We start from the raw sequence: 15,374 nt of genomic DNA on the forward strand, positions 1-15,374 counted from the left end.
GGCAGGTTGACGCCAAGGGTAGGCACGTCGCCTGGCGTTACCGGATAACCCGCTACGAGCAGGACGGCCAACCGAGGTGGTGGTTGGACGGGACCGGCCAGCACCCGTGGACCAGCGACGACGTCGAGTACCTGAAGGACGTGGCCGAGCACCACGCCGGTCGACTGTTGCGCAGACAGCGATGGCGGCCCAAGAGCATGTACAACGGCCAGGAGCCGCCGCTGTGGATAGGTGGTCGAGGGTGGTCCTCATGAGAACGGGGAATTGTGGCCACCCGCAGACAGCGGCGAAATTCGGCCCCTGATCGGCAACCAGTTCCCAAAGCGCAATAGAGCGCTATGCCGATTTGATGCTCACGCATGCTGCACACTCCTGATCGGGAAAGGAGCGATGACTCTTGACGCCGTCAAGACCCGGGAACGAAACCGCAGGTAACGAGCGGGACTGAATTGGAACGATACGGAGCGAACCTGCAGGGCAAACCATATTTCCGCAGGTAAAGGCTGGGGTTCAAGTCCCCCTTCGCCCACCAATGTGATGTGTTACAGACTTCCCCGGCCATCGGCCGGGGATCTTTATTTGATTGCGCCAGTAGTTTCGGCCGGAGTTGATGTGGTGGCTGCCGAGGACCCGGCGGCACAACCGGATTGCGCTTACTCGACGGATTCACTGGGGAAGAAGGCGCCGTTTCTGCTCGGTGAATTCCTCGTCGGTGAGGATTCCCGAGTCGCGCAGGGAGGCCAGTTCACGTAGCTCGGCAGCGATACCCGTGATGGGGCCGCCTGGCGGAGTTTTCGGCGGTGCGGGTGGTTCGGGCTGCGGCGCTTCAGCCGGCTTTTGGATCGGCGCCCCGACCCGTTCCCCGATCCGCTCCCGGCGGCCGGTCCCACCCGTACCGGCAGTGCCGGCCATTGCGCGCCCGGCCATGCCCGCGAGGGCCATCTGACTGAACACGCTTCCTGCGCTACCCGCGGAAGCTTCTGCGGCGGAGCCGAGGCTGGTGGCCGGTAATGCCACCGCGCTTAGGCGTATCTCCGGGGCGGCCGAAGCCCAGGCCGTCGGCACCGACATCCTGCCGATCGTGTTCGCCTCGCCCATGGCCGCCGAAACCGGCGAGCCCAGGTTCGTGATCACCGGGAACGGCGTTGGGGGAACCGGCGCCGTGCCCGGCCAGGGCTGGACTCCGGCCCAGCCGCTGACGATGTCATCCGTGTGGAAACCGGTCAAGGCGCCGACAACGTCGAAGGGAAAAGACACGGACGTCAATGGTGCGTCAATACCGAGTCCGGCCACGCTGCTTGGTGCGTCGAGAAAAATCGCAATTAGATCGCTGGCCAGGTCCAACAGGTTCAACAGCGACGGATCGGCCGCAGCCGGGGACGCAGCGTTGCTCAGCGCGCTGGGTACTGCAGAGAGCGCTTGCTGCGCCGAAGAGATCGCGCTCTGTACGTTGCCTGCGGGGGTGGCGCCGGCTTGGGCCGCCGCGGCCGCTTGGTTCGCTTGCCCGCTCGAGTTGGTGCTCGTCGGGGGCGAACTGAATGGCGTCAGCGATGTCGCCGACGCCGACGCGCCGGCATAGCTGTACATAGCAGCGGTGTCTTGGGCCCACATCTCGGCGTACTGCGTCTCGGTAGCCGCTATCGCCGGGGTGTTCTGCCCAAACAAGTTGGTCGCCACCAGGGCCATCAAGAGGCTGCGGTTGGCCGCGACCACCGGCGGCGGCACCGTTTCGGCGAACGCCGCATCGTAGGCGGCGGCCGCCACTGTGGCCTGGTTTGCCGTCTGCTCAGCCTGCGCGGCAGTGGTTCTCATCCAGGCCACATACGGGGCGGCCGCGGCAGCCATCGTCGCCGCCGACGGGCCCAGCCAGGGTCCGGCGATCAGTCCCGCGATGGCCGACTGATACGAGCTCGCCGTCGATTGCAGCTCGGCAGCCAGCGCGTCCCACGCCGACGCGGCGGCCATCATCGGTCCCGATCCAGGACCGGCATACATGCGGGCGGAGTTGACCTCCGGCGGCAGTAGTGCGAAATCCATGTCGTTTCCTCCGATCGATTAGCCCGCCGCCAAGGCATCGGCGGCTCGGTGACGGCGTGCGAGGCGGCGCCAGCACCCAAGCTGATCACGACAGCGGTGATGCCGTCGTTGCCGAGGTCTCGTCGGTGGAGGCCAGAATTGCCCGGGTGGACATCGTCGAAACCCGTCGGACATCTTCGAAGCGTAGGAGCCGCGCATCGCCTAGCAGCGAAATACCAGCAAAAACGTGTCCGTGTTGTTTCGCGCGAAGCAACCCCCGCTGCGCCGGTGGCCTATTTGCTCGGCTGCGTCTGTACCCAGCGCCGAATCTCGGCGGTGACGGGATCGGTGAGCTCGGCGAACTCGGGATGCCTCTCAATCACGTTGGCGACCATCGAGCACACCGGGACGATGCGCTTGCCGTCAGCGCGAGCCGCGTCGAGAGCGTGCTCGACGAGGATGGTCGCCAGGCCGCGTCCGCCGAATGCGGGGTCGATCACGGTGTGATAGAAAACCCGCTCATCGCCGCGATCGGCGAAATCGGCGAAACCGACGGTTTCTCCCTCAACGGCAATGGTGTACTTGCCGTCCTGCGTGCTGACCGTGGTTTGCGCGCCGGTCTTATCTGCAGTCATGTGTCTTCCTTCGTTGCGCTGGCGGTCGAGGCCGCAGCTGGGTGGTAGGCAGTGGCGGGGCGGGCAGCCGCGTGACCGAACCTTGATACCCCTGGACGGCACCGAAGCGCTCGTCGGCGTCCTCCCATAGTTGGCGGTAGCTGACGATGTCGTCGTGGCTGCGCCCGACGAAGTTCCACCACATCACCAGCTCTTCGGCGAAGGGCGTGCCGCCCAACAGCACGACGCGTGCCGGCCGGTCTGAAAGATTGCGCAAGTGCAGTGCGCGACTTCCGGGGCTTTGGTACCCCAGGTCGCTGGCGGCGAGGATGGTTCCGCCTACCTCTACGGGGCCGGAGTCGCACAGGACACCGTGTTCGAATGCGGGGTTGACCTCGATGTCCAGCCGGGCGTTCGCGTCGAGATCGATCTGGGCGCCGAGCAGTGGAGTAAAGGTGTGAACCGGCGAACGGCTGCCGGCCAGCTCGCCGAGAAATACCCGAGCCACCGCACCCGGGAGCGACGTGGGTGAGGGCACATAGTGGGCGAAGTCGCGTCCGGTGTCGCGATCGGAGTCAGGTAGGGCGACCCAGAGCTGCACACCGTGCAGCACGGCGGCTGACTCGACCGACACCTCGGAATGACAAATACCCGCGCCGGCCGTCATCAGATTCAGCTCGCCGGGCTGGACCAGGGCATGCACGCCGGCGCTGTCGCGATGCTCCACTGCCCCACCGAACAACCAACTGACCGTTTGCAATCCCGTGTGTGGGTGCGGCGGGACGTCCATCCGCGCGGACACAGGGCAGTAGTGGTCGATGAAGCACCACGCACCGATCAGCGAGCGTTGCCGTTGCGGCAGCGTCCGCTGGACCCGCATCGCCCGCGGTCCACCCAATGGAACCGCGCGTGGATGGAGGACCTGCACCATGGGCAAAGCGCCCGAGACCCGCGAAACGCCGCAGGCGGCTTCGGCCGGCGCGGTCTCGAGGTTGCTCACGTCGCGACAGTACCTCTGGAATTCACCTGGGCGGGCGCAGCACCTTCATGGCGACTCGCATGATCGGTTCGGGGATCTGATCCTGCACCGACAACGCGGCATCTGCCACGCGGGATCGCAGCGGGGCGCCGCGACCAAACACCCGATTCAGGGGTCCCCCGGACGGCTCGATCACCATATGCAGCGGCGGGGTGGCCCACAGCGGCGCCCAGCGCATTCGAGATGACCATCCGCTGGATTTCGCTGGTGCCCTCAAAGATGGTGTACAGCTTGACATCTCGATACCACTTCTCGACTGGGTGATCGGTGATGTAGCCCCAGCCGCCCATCGTCTGGATCGCGCGCTCGGTGGCCTTGACGGCAACCTCGCTGGCGGCGAGCTTCGACATGGAGCCCTCGCCGCGCTCGAATGGGACCCCGCTGGCGGCCATCCAGGAGGCACGCCAGGTCAGCAGGCGGGCAGCGTCGATCTGAGTTGCCAAGTCCGCCAGCGGGAATGCGATGCCCTGGGCCGTTGATGATCCAGTCCCCATTTCCCGAGCCGTCGCGGCGGGCGCGGGTGCGCAGATTGCGCATGTCACTGCCGCCTTCGGGTTCGGAAATCGCCAGCGCCGCGAGTTTGAGATCGCCTGGCGTTCCGAAACATTCGGGTGCCCACTGCAACATCTGCTCCGGCGACGCGGCCTGACCGATCGCCGACAGCGCCAGTGCCGGCATGACGATCGCCAGGCCGATTCCGGCGCAGCCCCAGAACAGTTCCTCCATGAACATCGGCAGGGACAATCCTGTGGGGTCACCGATCAAGTCGCGATAGAACAACGGGCTGTAGAAGCCACGCTGGGCGGCCTCCTCCAGCACCGGCGAGGGGAACTCCTGCCGCTGGTCATAGTGCAGCAACCGGACGTATCACAGATTCGGCGAACTCGTGCGCGCGCCGGGCCAGGTCGTGCTGCGCTGCGGTCGGTGTCAGGTCGAACGTCATGCCAACGCCTACCCCGTCGGCTGCGGCAGCAAACTGTATATCGCTGCCGGTCAGTCGATGCGCTGTTTATGCCGCCGGACGTGGACCAATCCGCGAGGCAGGCAGGTGCAGCACCAGTGCCGTCACCGGAACCGTCTCGTGTCCACTGCGCGCCAATAGGGCCGCGTTCTCGGGGAGCTGCCTGGAGTTGATTTCGCCGGCTGCGATGCGGCGCAGAATCTCGTGGGCCTGGGCGAGCTGTGCGCGCTTGCGGTATTGGCCGCCGGGAAGTTTGATGCCGGCCCAGACGCCGTACTCTTCGCGGTGCTTGATGGCGCGCTGGGCGCACTGCCGCTGCTGGGCCAGCGGGCAGCGGCGCAGGCACTGGATCCGCGCCTCGGTGGCCGACCGCTCGTATGCGCGCGCCTTCGCCGCGCCGTCACCACTGTCGTCGTCGGGGTAACCGAACCATAGTTCCGGGTTGGTTGTGCAGGGGTGTCCCATGGCGAACATGTCAATGCCTCCTTCTCCGAGGTAAAACGTAGGCAAAAGCGTATACAAAAACTAGCGCCCTCCGCAAGTGAAACGTGATAAAAACGTATATCCACAGGCTGGGCCCGGTGGCTGTGTAATATCCGGCTATGGCCGGAGCGTGCGATGAGCCGTGAGTCGGCCGGCGCGGCTATCCGGGCGCTGCGCGAGTCCCGCGACTGGTCGCTGGCAGACCTTGCGGCCGCCACCGGCGTCAGCATCATGGGACTCAGCTATCTGGAGCGCGGCGCCCGTAAACCGCACAAAGGTACAGTTCAGAAGGTTGAGAATGGGGTTGGCCTGCCGCCGGGCACCTACTCGCGGCTCTTGGTTGCTGCTGATCCCGACGCCGAGTTGGCCCGGCTGATGGCCGCGCAGACACCGCAGGCGATGACCCCACGACGTGCGGCGGCGGTCGTGGTCGACCGCCGCAGCGACACGGAAGTCCTCGAGGGCTACGCCGAAGCGCAGCTCGATGCCATCAAATCCGTCATCGATCGGCTGCCTGCGACGACATCAAACGAATATGAGACGTATATTCTGTCTGTGATCGCGCAGTGCGTGAAGGCGGAGATGCTGGCGGCCAGTTCCTGGCGGGTGGCGGTCAACGCCGGCGCGGACTCGACAGCCCGGTTGATGGAGCACCTCACGGAACTGGAGGAGACGCGCGCCGACCTGCTGAAGCGGATGCCTACCAGCCTGAGCGCTCGATTCGACGGCGCATGCGCGCAATCGTCGTTGCCGGAACCGATCATTGCGGCATTGCTCGGCGTCAGCAGCGACGAGGTGTGGGACATCCGCAACCGCGGCGTCATCCCCGCCGGAGCGCTCCCGCGTGTCCGCGCCTTCACCGAAACGGTCGAGTCGGCGAGCCGTAGCTCGACCAGCCAGGAGGGCAGCGAGTGATGCCAAGCGAAGTCGAAGCGCTCAGCCGCGCTCATCAAATGTTCGTCGGCAGCAGTCGTCAGGTTGCGCTGGACGCGGGCACAAGCCACGACCGGAGCCAGCTGGAGCGGGTCGCCGGACTGAATAGCGGTGCGGGACATGATCGTTATCAGCTCGCGGCACGCCGCAGCCGCGACGCGCTGGCGTCGGCCGCGCGGACAGACGCGGCGACCGAGGCCGTCATCGCCGGTGCCCAACGCGATCACGCTCAGGCGCGCCAGCTGACCAAGAGCGTCCTTGACCAAGCCCGTGCCGACGACATGGCTACCCAGGCCATGCCGGCCAGCCCAATGGCCCAGCGCGAGGCGATGCGCCGTCGCGCGGCGCGACTGCGCGCCCAACGAGCGCATGTGTTGGCGGCCCGCCGCCGGGGCCGGCGACACCTGACGGCGCTGCGCGCGCTGCGATACCGGATGTTGCACCATCATGCCCCCGGTTTCGCCGGACTGCCATCAGCGGACGGCCGCGCCGGAGTCGCGGTGCGCGCCGCGTTGTCGCGCTTGGGTCGTCCTTATGTCTGGGGCGCAACCGGTCCGGACCAGTTCGACTGTTCGGGGCTGGTCCAGTGGTCTTACGCGCAGGCGGGTCTTCACCTGGACCGCACTACTTATCAGCAGATCAACGACGGGATCCCGGTCCCGCGATCGCAGGTCAGGCCGGGCGATCTCGTCTTCCCACATGCCGGACACGTGCAGCTGGCCATCGGCAACAACCTGGTCGTCGAAGCGCCCTACTCGGGTGCATCGGTGCGGATCAGTCCGCTGGGCAGCAACGTGCAGATACGTAGGCCGCTCTGAGGCCGCTCTGAGGAGGTTGAACCCATGCCGGAGCAAGAACAATCCTCGCTGGCCGCCATCCAGGCGCGGCAGGCAGCGATGGCAACCTTGCACGGTACGGTTGCCGACGCCGACCGAGTGCTGGCCGAGGCGCTTGCCGACGCTCATGCCGTGATGCGCGAGAGCATCAGCCGACTCGATGCGATCGCCGCCGAAATCGACCGCGTAGCGTCGGGCCAGGCCAACCCCGCCGTCGACACCCCGATGGGCGCGCGCGAATTTCAGAAGTTTCTGGTTGCCAAACAACGGGAGATCGCGGCGGTAGTGGCGCATGCGCACGAACTCGACCGCGCCAAAAGTGCTGTGCTGCAGAGCTTGCGGGCACAATACACACTCCCGCCGGGCTAGCGCGACTCCACGTGGGCTCTTCGCTCACAGCCGCCACGAGGTGAATTGTCGGCGGCACCATGCCGCACTACTCTCACCCGGCATGGAGCGGTCCTAGACCAATGACGACCTATCGGGACGTTCTCGCCGTGGTCAAACAGATTCGGGATCGCACAGGCGACCCGAACGCATGGCAGACCGGGCTGACGCCGAATGAGGTGGTCGCCGTGGTCACCCCCACGACACGTCCCGAACAGCTCGACGCGATTCGCAGCAGGATTCGCCAGCAGCACCCGGACGTATTCGGGGTGGCGGCGGGCGATCCGCGCGTACCGCCGTTCCCATCAGACACACCTCCGGCGTCTCACGAGCCGCAGCAGGGCGAGGCCGCCAAGGCTATTGCAGACGCCGAAGCTGCTCTGGCGCACCAGAATTCAGCCAGTTCTCAACTCGACCTGCAAGTTATTTCGGCGATCCTGAATGCCCACTTGAAGACGGTCGAGGGTAGCGAGGCATTGAGCAAGCTGCAGCAAGAGACCGAAGTCGCGGTTCGGACGCGCTCAGATCTGGACACCCCGGCCGGAGCGCGCGACTTCCAGCGGTTCCTCATCAGCAAGCTCAGGGACATCCGAGCGGTGGTCGCCAACGCCAGCCTCGATGACACCTCGAAGTCAACGCTGATGGCCGCATGGACATCGCTGTACGACGCCTCGAAAAACGAACCGGCCGTTCCCGGTCGCCGGCGACCCGCACCGGCCACCCCCGACAATCCACCCGCGGCGGGCCCCAGCCAACAAGCGGCATCGCCTGACGCCGCAGCGGATCCGTATCTCGATTCGCTGCTCGACGACCCCGGCCTGCTGGCCGACGGCTTACCCGCGCAGGATCCGAGCGCTGCGGCTCCCCCGCCACCGGCAATGCCGATGGCGCCGATGATCCCCAGCATTCCCAGTCTTGGCGGGGGATCGCTGCCGGGCGGGTTTTCAGGGTTTTCAGGACCGGGCTCCGCTCCCGGCTGGAATAGCGAAGGCGGGCTGCCCCTTTCCAGACTTTTTGACCGCGCCGAGCCCGACCCGGCGGACGCCGACGAAGCGGGCGACCACAAAGACGCCGAAGCAGTCGAATCGTCGGGCGAAAAGCCCGAATCGCCACCGACGGGTCCCACGGGCTCGACGGGCCCGACAGTGGTCACCTTGCCCGACGGCGAGACGGTGACGGCCGGGAGCCCACAGCTGGCGGCGGCGATCAAGGCCGCGGTCGGCGGAACGCCGATCGCCCAGGCCTTCCACCAGCAGGGCATTACCATTCCCCCGCCGGGGACGGCGGTCACCGATCCCATCGATCCGCTGCGGGTCATTCCGGGAGATATCGGTATCCTCAGCGACCGTCACGCCCTCGCTCTCGGGCACGGTAAAGCGCTGCTCGACGGCCAGATTCAGCACATCGCGACCGTGAGCGGGCCGAGCTTTCTAGGCTGGGAGCACCCGCCTGTAACGCAAGGGCCGGCGACCGCAACCGCGCCGGCCAGGACCGACCCACCGACCCCAACCCGGCCGGCGGCAACGTCGCCCACCGGCGACTGAATAGGAGACAGCGGATGGCAGATCGAATCCATGTGGTGCCCGCGCAGTTGCGTGAAGCCGCTGTCCATCACGAGCAGACCTCCGACTACTTGCGGACCGTGCCATCATCGCACCCCGCGATCCAGGAGAGTCTGGACTCACTCGGGCCGATCTTCGGTGAGCTGCGTGAGGCCGGCCGCCAACTGCTGGAACTGCGACGGCAGTGCTACGAGCAACAAGCCGATAACCACGCTGACATGGCACACAACCTCAGGATGTCGGCGACGAAGTGGGACCAGCACGAGGAACAGGCGGCACAAGATTTCGGCGGCATCATTGACGGCGGTCGATGACTGACGCCAATCCCGCCTTTGACACGGTTCACCCGAGCGGACATATCCTGGTCCGCTCCTGTCGCGGCGGATATATGCACAGCGTCGCCCTGAGCGCTGAGGCGATGGACACCGACGCCGCCAACTTGGCGCAGGCCATCCTGTTGACCGCCGATGTGTCATGCCTCAAGGCGTTGCTGGAAGTGCGCAACGAGATCGTGGCCGCCGGCCACACCCCGTCCGGGGAGGTTCCGACCGCCCACGATCTCGACGCGGCAATCGAAAAACTGCTGGCGCATCAACTGCGCCGCCGCAATAAGGTGGATTGACCGGGCCGAAAGCCTAAAGCAGCCAGGGCTTGGCGGTATCGGGGTTGGGTGCGATATCGACTGGCGGCTCGATGGGATTGGCGCCGAACAACTCTCGCGCGCGGCGCAGCAACGCACGCACCTCGTCGAGTTGCTGCTGCAGCGCAGAATCAGCCATGTCCCCACGCTACCCAGGCCGGGGCGGCCGCACAATTCACCGCCTGACCTGGGCCGCCCGGGGCGGTAAAAGCCAGTGGCCGTTGCCGGTAGGCTTACCCAGTGGCGATCTTCGGTCGAAAAGCGGCGCGCCAGCGCCTCCGGAGAGCGACAAGGGAATCCCTCACGATTCCCACCTTCAGTTCTCCTGTCGATTGCACCCCTTGGGTGATAGGTGGGCTCTGGCCCGCCGAGCTCTCGACGGCCAGCGCCGAAACCGCCACGCTGGCAGAGTATCTCAATGCCGACCTGCGGCGGATTGCAAGTAGCGCCAACGACGAGCTGAGGATCATCAGGCGAGCGGGAATGGCTGATTTGGCCCGTCAGGAGGAAGAGGCACGAGTCATCAACGAGGCCCGAGGCCGTGCCGAGGGGCGAGTCGAGTCGACGGTTCGTCAGCTGCGCACCGCGACGGCCGGCGGCCGGGTGCAACCCCCGCGGCATGCCGTCAGGGAATTCGCCGCAGCAACGGATATCGATAAGACACAAGTGATCCCCGCCCTCAGGGTGGTGGAAGTGCCGGAGATCGTCGAGGACCGCGAGGTGGTGCCGGTCGAGCGCGAAGACCAATCCGGGCCCGCGATGGCTGAGCGAGCGGAAACCCCGGAGCCGCCGAAAGCGCCGCAGGCTACCGCGCCAGTGGAATCCGGCGCGGAACGATTACGGCGGCTCGTCGCGTTTGTGGCCCGTCAAGAACCGAGGCTGAACTGGGCGGCCGGCGATTACGAGGACGGCACGACGGTATTGGTCACCGACCTCGCCCACGGGTGGGTGCCCGCGGGAATCAAGCTGCCGGCCGGCGTGCGGCTGTTGGAGCCCGGGCGACGCACTGGCCGGGCTTCCGCACTGATCGGCGACGCGCCGCGCGCCGCGACCTATAGTCCCGGCGATCCCTTGGGCTGGTCGATTGACTTCGCCGCGACACAGCCCTCGGTGCAGCCGCGCGAATTGCCAGCCGTCGATGACCTGGGATGGCAGTTGATCCAAGCCACGCACTGGCGCGACGGAGTGCCGCGCATAGTGCATACGTTGGCTAAGGCCGCGGCCACCGGCGTCGTAGACGACGAAGTCGACCTGCTGCGGGTGCACCTCGATACGGCGCGTTACCGGCTGCTGGACCAGTATCCGGACGTCGATCCCGGGCTCCTGCTCAACTGTCTGCTGATGGCCGCCACCGAAGGCATCGTCACCGGAGACTTGGTATCGGCGAACTATCACTTCTCATGGTTCCAGAAACTCGACGCGCCGCCGGCCAGCGGATGGGCCGCGAATCCCTAAGGCTGCCGGCCTAAGACATGCGCCAAATTATGAATTGACGCTGGTTAGAGCGGTCGACATACTGGCATCGTGTCGGGGTCGGACAGTCGCAGCGAGCGGAGCGACCTGAAAGACCGAGCTCTCGTCGAATCGGTTCTGCGGGAACTGAGCGAGGCCGCGGACAAGTGGGAAGCCCTTGTCGCGCAGGCCGAAACCGTCACGTACAGCGTGGATCTCGGCGACATTCAGGCCGTCGCAAATTCCGACGGCAGGTTGCTCCAGTTGACGTTACATCCGGGCGTGAGCGGCTACGCCCATGGCGAGTTGACTGACCGCTTGAACCTCGCGATCGCGGCGCTGCGCGAAGAGGCCGAGGCCGAGAACCAGGCAAGGTACGGCGGACAACTGCAGTGACGCTGGTGCCGATACGGCAGATCGGCGCTACTTCAGGTCCGTGGCGACCCGCTCCGATACGGCTTCCAAAACGGCTAGGTGGTCGTCGACAGTCGCCAGCCCGGCGTTCATGGTGTTCACCGACAGGTGCGTGGCCCCGGCAGCTGTCCAGGCGGCGATCTGGGCCGCGGCCTTGTCGCGGTCGCCGGTCCAACTGACCCGGCCTTCCATTCCGAGGCTGTCGGCGTCGCGGCCCGCGGCGGCCGCGGCGTGCTTCACCTGTGCAGTCGCGTGGTCCAGGCCCGGTCCGGGTTCCATCATCGGAAACCAGCCGTCGCCGAGCCGTCCGGCGCGTTCGTAGGCGCGCTCTGAGGCCGCGCCGAACCACACCGGGATCGGCCGCTGATTCGGCAGCGGGGCCAGGCCCGCGGCGGTCACCGTGTGGTATTTCCCGTTGAAGGTGACCGACCGTTCGGTCCACAACATGCGCATGACCTCGACCTGCTCCTCGGAGCGTCTGCCGCGGTTGGTGAAATCCTCGCCGAGCGCCTCGTACTCGACGGCGTTCCAGCCCAGCCCGATACCGAGCCGGAACCGCCCCCCGGTGAGCAGATCGACCTCGGCGGCCTGCTTGGCCACCAACACCGACTGTCGCTGCGGCAGGATGATGATGCCGGTGACGAGTTCCAGGGCGGTGACCGCCGCCAGGTAGCCGAACATGACGAACGGCTCATGAAACGTTGAATCGATGTCGTAGGGGCCCTGCCAGCCCTGGTGCAGAGTCGTGTCAGCGCCCACGACGTGGTCGTAGGCGAGGATGTGGGTGAACCCGAGTCCTTCCACGCCCTGGGCGTACGCGCGGACGACGGCGGGGTCTCCCCCGAGCTCGGTTTGCGGGAACACAACTCCGATGCGCATGCCCGGCACAACCGTGCCGCACCGCAATTGCTTCCCGCGCAATCAAACCCGCAGAAAGGCCCTTTCAGGCAAACCTGGTAAAGGGTCGGTGAAGGGCCTCTGAACCGCGCACCCGAAGAGATTCGAACTCCCAACCTTCTGGTCCGTAGGCGGATTCGACCCGTCTGCGATGGTTTGCCACTGTCTGCCGAGTGCGACCACGGTGGGCGCGAATTGCCCTCTGAACTGCGGTGATTCGTCTATAACCGTCCATACAAGTCGGTTGCCGTTCGGGGGCGTCTGAGCGGTGAGTTTCGCGCGAGTTGTGTCACTATCGTGTCACTCTCGGGGCATCCAATCCGCCCGTCATCGCCGGAATGGCCCATCTACACCGGGTGCGCTCGGCGTTGCACCTTAGACACGATGTCCGGTCAACAGTTTCGAAGCTACACCGGACCTAGCAATTCGCTGCTGAGCCCGGCACAGTGAGGGTGAGCGTGGATGCAAGGCCCACTTAGGTTTGTGGCGGATTAAGGACTGCCAACGCTCACATACCGCATTAAACTTAAGTATTTACTTAGGTATGATGCGGGATATGGTTATATACAGTACTATATCCGCCATGAATCTAAGTGCGCACGCTGCAACCAGCCCCGTCGGTGCTGACCGACGCATCCCAAGGTGGGCCTCGGCGGTGATTGCCGGGCTTGCTCGCGATCGACCGATCGTCGTGACCACCGAAGATCTCGCCCTACGGCTAGCGGAAGCCGATAGTGAGCGCGATGTCGATTCGGCAATACGCGAACTACGCCGCCTGGGCTGGCTGGTCGGCCTGCCGGCGCACGGAACTTGGGCATTTATCCCGCCCGGAGAGGCTGCCGTGTCCGACCCGTATCTTCCGGTCCGTGCATGGCTGGCGCGTGACCACGACGCAGGCTGCATGCTGGCCGGTGCCGCCGCTGCATGGCATCTCGGGTACCTCGATCGGCAACCTCAGGGTCGCGTTTCAGTGTGGCTTCCGGCCGAAAAGCGGCTTCCAGACGGCATGCGCAAATACGTGTCCGTTGTAAAAATCTCCTGGAATATCCAGGACACCGCCCAGCTGGCCCCTAGCACGGCGCTACTCCTCAGACGGCGGCTCGATATCGTCTCGTGGGCAACAGGACTACCCGCGTTTGGCCCGGAGGCCCTGCTTGTGCAACTCGCCGCGCGCCCCTCATCATTCGGGCCATGGGCAGACATCGTCTCGCACCTAGATGTGCTAGCTGATGATTGCGTCGATGACCGCCTGCTGCCACTTCTTTCGGGGCAGTCGATGTCGACATGGCAACGTGCCAGCTACCTGATCGCCGTGGCGGGTGACCCTGAACGCGGCGCGGCGCTGCTCGCGAAAAATCAGATGAAGATGACGTCCGTCGTTCAATTCACTCATCCGCACATTCACGCGAGTCGCGGCACTAAGGGCGTGTGGGTTCCGGAATACCAGCTCGTCGATGATCTCGTCGCACCGTTGTTGTCCGTTGTTGGTAAGGCCTGACCGTGGCCGGCCTTACCCGCGCCCTAGTCGCACGTCACGCGACCGGGCGAGCCGATATATATGATGCAGCGTTGCTCGACGTCGCCCAAGATCACCTGCTTTTCCTCCTAGCCCAAGCGGTGAATTTCGGTGACGGTCGCCTGGTGTTTAAGGGTGGCACTAGCTTGCGGAAGTGTCGGTTAGGCAACGCTGGCCGATTCTCAACCGACTTAGACTTCAGCGCGCCCGACGACGACGTAGTGCTCGAGGTTTGCGGGCTTATCGACGGAGCACGCGTCGGTGGCTTTGAATTTGGCATCGTGAGCACCAGGGGCGATGGACGTCATTGGGGGCTGACGGTGAGTCATGCTGAATTGGGTGAGCCCCGGATTGCAGCCAGTGTCGAATTCGCGCGGCGCCCATTGGCTCTACCGCCGGAGCCGCTCCCTTTCGTGCCATTGCCGATCCATAGGGCCTACGGCTTTCCCTTGCCCACACTGCCAGTGGTCGCTGAAGCGGAAGCTTGCGCAGAAAAACTCGCGCGATACCGACGCGTCGCTTTCGCACGAGATCTCTACGACTTGAACCACTTCGCGACTTGCTCTTTCGACGAACCTCTCGTGCGGCGCTTATGGGTACTCAAGGTGTGGGCTGACGTGATCGACGATCGACGTGGCAACCCGCCCCTTCGGCCAGAAGACATCCTCACTGTCCGTCGTGAACAAGACTTCGAGCCCGACTCGATTGGGGCGTTGACCAGGCCCGTCGACATCCCGGACTGGGAAGCCCGGGTCCGACGTAGGTTCGCTTTCCTCAACGACCTCGACGTGAACGAACAGCGGTGGGCCTCCTGCAACGAACGTCACCGATCGGAAGTGCAAGACGCGCTCTCCGCGCTGCGCGGTTGATCTTGCCGCGCCTACTGGGCGCGCGCGCAGTACCGGAACCGCACACCGGTTGCCGCGCTGTCTACTGTCGTCAAAACCGTCGTCAAAATCGCAACAACGCCATCCTCAGATAGCACGAATGGCCTCTGACCTGTGCGCGCCCGAAGAGATTCGAACTCCCAACCTTCTGATCCGTAGTCAGAAACGGCCTATCTCGGGGTATCTCGCCATGTCCAGGCAACCCCATCTCACCTGCGCAAACCCTCTCACGATGTCCCGTGCTGACGCGAGATGTTTCACGCGAGTTGTGACAAGTCCGTGACAACGTCGATTACCGTTACAGAGGATACGCGAGATTGCGGTCCTGAGCGTTGACCTGTGATCAGAGCGCGACGGGGGATACGGCGCGCGATCGCGACCTCTGGGTTAGGAGCTAGCCGGTCGCCGTCTCCCCCGCTTCGGTCAGTCTCATAGTTGCAGGTCACAATGGCGCACCTGTCGAAGCCGTCACGTTGCGTTCCTCACCGTCTCGGCCATTGCATCGCGTTTCGTTCACAAATTCGTTCACAAGCCGGCGGATCGAGTCGAATTCCGGATACCGGGCGGTTAACGCCCACGGTAGGCCGCGCCCGAAGGGATCCGAACCCCAAACCTTCTGATCCGTAGGCACGGGCGGACGGCATGACTGGGCACGACGCGAGTTCGACTGTCGCGTAGTTGAGGGTGTATGGAAGCCCGACTGTCGTCATCGTTGTCGTCAGAACTGTCGTCAGCTC

The 15,374-nt window shown here is 65.1% G+C and carries 17 protein-coding genes, 1 tRNA gene and 1 pseudogene; 11 read left to right on the forward strand and 8 right to left on the reverse strand.

Annotated features, from left to right (window positions below):
- On the forward strand, positions 1 to 254 hold a 254-nt coding region (locus ACLP9N_RS26225; RefSeq protein ID WP_442410117.1), incomplete at its 5' end, for a hypothetical protein.
- 412 nt (positions 255 to 666) lie between these two features.
- Here the strand turns inward: ACLP9N_RS26225 and ACLP9N_RS26230 are convergent.
- The 5 genes and pseudogenes from ACLP9N_RS26230 to ACLP9N_RS26250 form a co-directional block, all read right to left on the reverse strand.
- Positions 667 to 2,037, reverse strand: coding sequence for a PPE family protein, SVP subgroup (locus tag ACLP9N_RS26230; protein WP_442410118.1), 1,371 nt, complete (start codon positions 2,035 to 2,037; stop codon positions 667 to 669).
- 272 nt (positions 2,038 to 2,309) lie between these two features.
- Complete coding sequence (locus tag ACLP9N_RS26235) at positions 2,310 to 2,651, reverse strand: GNAT family N-acetyltransferase (protein WP_442410119.1); 342 nt, start codon at positions 2,649 to 2,651, stop codon at positions 2,310 to 2,312.
- The gene (locus tag ACLP9N_RS26240; RefSeq protein WP_442410120.1) at positions 2,638 to 3,630 is read right to left on the reverse strand and encodes a pirin family protein; all 993 of its coding nucleotides are present in this window, start codon (positions 3,628 to 3,630) and stop codon (positions 2,638 to 2,640) included. Before ACLP9N_RS26240 ends, ACLP9N_RS26235 begins: the two co-directional genes overlap by 14 nt.
- A gap of 22 nt (positions 3,631 to 3,652) precedes the next feature.
- Positions 3,653 to 4,612, reverse strand: a pseudogene (locus ACLP9N_RS26245) (acyl-CoA dehydrogenase family protein).
- A 66-nt stretch (positions 4,613 to 4,678) separates the two neighbouring features.
- On the reverse strand, positions 4,679 to 5,095 hold the full coding sequence (locus tag ACLP9N_RS26250; protein WP_442410131.1) for a WhiB family transcriptional regulator: 417 nt from the start codon (positions 5,093 to 5,095) through the stop codon (positions 4,679 to 4,681).
- A gap of 153 nt (positions 5,096 to 5,248) precedes the next feature.
- On the opposite strand from ACLP9N_RS26250, the gene ACLP9N_RS26255 reads away from it, so the two are divergent.
- The 6 genes from ACLP9N_RS26255 (at position 5,249) to ACLP9N_RS26280 (ending at position 9,453) form a co-directional block, all read left to right on the forward strand.
- Entirely contained in the window at positions 5,249 to 6,028 is a 780-nt protein-coding gene (locus ACLP9N_RS26255) for a helix-turn-helix domain-containing protein (RefSeq protein WP_442410121.1), read from the forward strand.
- Positions 6,028 to 6,864, forward strand: coding sequence for a C40 family peptidase (locus ACLP9N_RS26260; protein WP_442410122.1), 837 nt, complete (start codon positions 6,028 to 6,030; stop codon positions 6,862 to 6,864). The genes ACLP9N_RS26255 and ACLP9N_RS26260 overlap by 1 nt, the downstream gene beginning before the upstream one ends.
- A gap of 24 nt (positions 6,865 to 6,888) precedes the next feature.
- Positions 6,889 to 7,251, forward strand: coding sequence for a DUF4226 domain-containing protein (locus tag ACLP9N_RS26265; RefSeq protein ID WP_442410123.1), 363 nt, complete (start codon positions 6,889 to 6,891; stop codon positions 7,249 to 7,251).
- A gap of 101 nt (positions 7,252 to 7,352) precedes the next feature.
- Positions 7,353 to 8,813, forward strand: coding sequence for a DUF4226 domain-containing protein (locus ACLP9N_RS26270; protein WP_442410124.1), 1,461 nt, complete (start codon positions 7,353 to 7,355; stop codon positions 8,811 to 8,813).
- Between the two features lie 14 nt (positions 8,814 to 8,827).
- A complete protein-coding gene (locus ACLP9N_RS26275; RefSeq protein WP_442410125.1) occupies positions 8,828 to 9,145 on the forward strand; it encodes an ESX-1 secretion-associated protein in 318 nt (105 codons plus the stop codon).
- Positions 9,142 to 9,453, forward strand: a complete 312-nt coding sequence (locus ACLP9N_RS26280) for a DUF2694 family protein (protein WP_442410126.1) — start codon at positions 9,142 to 9,144, stop codon at positions 9,451 to 9,453. The genes ACLP9N_RS26275 and ACLP9N_RS26280 overlap by 4 nt, the downstream gene beginning before the upstream one ends.
- 13 nt (positions 9,454 to 9,466) lie before the next feature.
- Here the strand turns inward: ACLP9N_RS26280 and ACLP9N_RS26285 are convergent, their stop codons facing one another.
- A complete protein-coding gene (locus ACLP9N_RS26285; protein WP_442410127.1) occupies positions 9,467 to 9,610 on the reverse strand; it encodes a hypothetical protein in 144 nt (47 codons plus the stop codon).
- Positions 9,611 to 9,711: 101 nt separating this feature from the next.
- Between ACLP9N_RS26285 and ACLP9N_RS26290 the strand changes: the two genes are divergently transcribed.
- Both ACLP9N_RS26290 and ACLP9N_RS26295 read left to right on the forward strand, forming a co-directional pair.
- Positions 9,712 to 10,926: a DUF5631 domain-containing protein gene (locus ACLP9N_RS26290; protein WP_442410128.1), complete on the forward strand. Its 1,215-nt coding sequence runs from the start codon at positions 9,712 to 9,714 to the stop codon at positions 10,924 to 10,926.
- 66 nt (positions 10,927 to 10,992) lie between these two features.
- Positions 10,993 to 11,319, forward strand: a complete 327-nt coding sequence (locus ACLP9N_RS26295) for a DUF2710 family protein (RefSeq protein ID WP_442410132.1) — start codon at positions 10,993 to 10,995, stop codon at positions 11,317 to 11,319.
- Between the two features lie 27 nt (positions 11,320 to 11,346).
- Here the strand turns inward: ACLP9N_RS26295 and ACLP9N_RS26300 are convergent, their stop codons facing one another.
- Positions 11,347 to 12,216, reverse strand: coding sequence for an LLM class F420-dependent oxidoreductase (locus ACLP9N_RS26300; RefSeq protein WP_442410129.1), 870 nt, complete (start codon positions 12,214 to 12,216; stop codon positions 11,347 to 11,349).
- Between the two features lie 601 nt (positions 12,217 to 12,817).
- Between ACLP9N_RS26300 and ACLP9N_RS26305 the strand changes: the two genes are divergently transcribed.
- Together ACLP9N_RS26305 and ACLP9N_RS26310 are read left to right on the forward strand one after the other, a co-directional pair.
- Complete coding sequence (locus ACLP9N_RS26305) at positions 12,818 to 13,732, forward strand: type IV toxin-antitoxin system AbiEi family antitoxin (protein ID WP_442410133.1); 915 nt, start codon at positions 12,818 to 12,820, stop codon at positions 13,730 to 13,732.
- A 2-nt stretch (positions 13,733 to 13,734) separates the two neighbouring features.
- The gene (locus ACLP9N_RS26310) at positions 13,735 to 14,619 is read left to right on the forward strand and encodes a nucleotidyl transferase AbiEii/AbiGii toxin family protein (RefSeq protein WP_442410130.1); all 885 of its coding nucleotides are present in this window, start codon (positions 13,735 to 13,737) and stop codon (positions 14,617 to 14,619) included.
- Positions 14,620 to 14,754: 135 nt separating this feature from the next.
- Here ACLP9N_RS26310 and ACLP9N_RS26315 read toward each other — a convergent pair.
- Positions 14,755 to 14,826, reverse strand: a tRNA-Arg gene (locus ACLP9N_RS26315).
- Positions 14,827 to 15,374 lie beyond the last annotated feature (548 nt).

Source organism: Mycobacterium sp., assembly GCF_052144515.1.
Lineage (GTDB): Bacteria > Actinomycetota > Actinomycetes > Mycobacteriales > Mycobacteriaceae > Mycobacterium.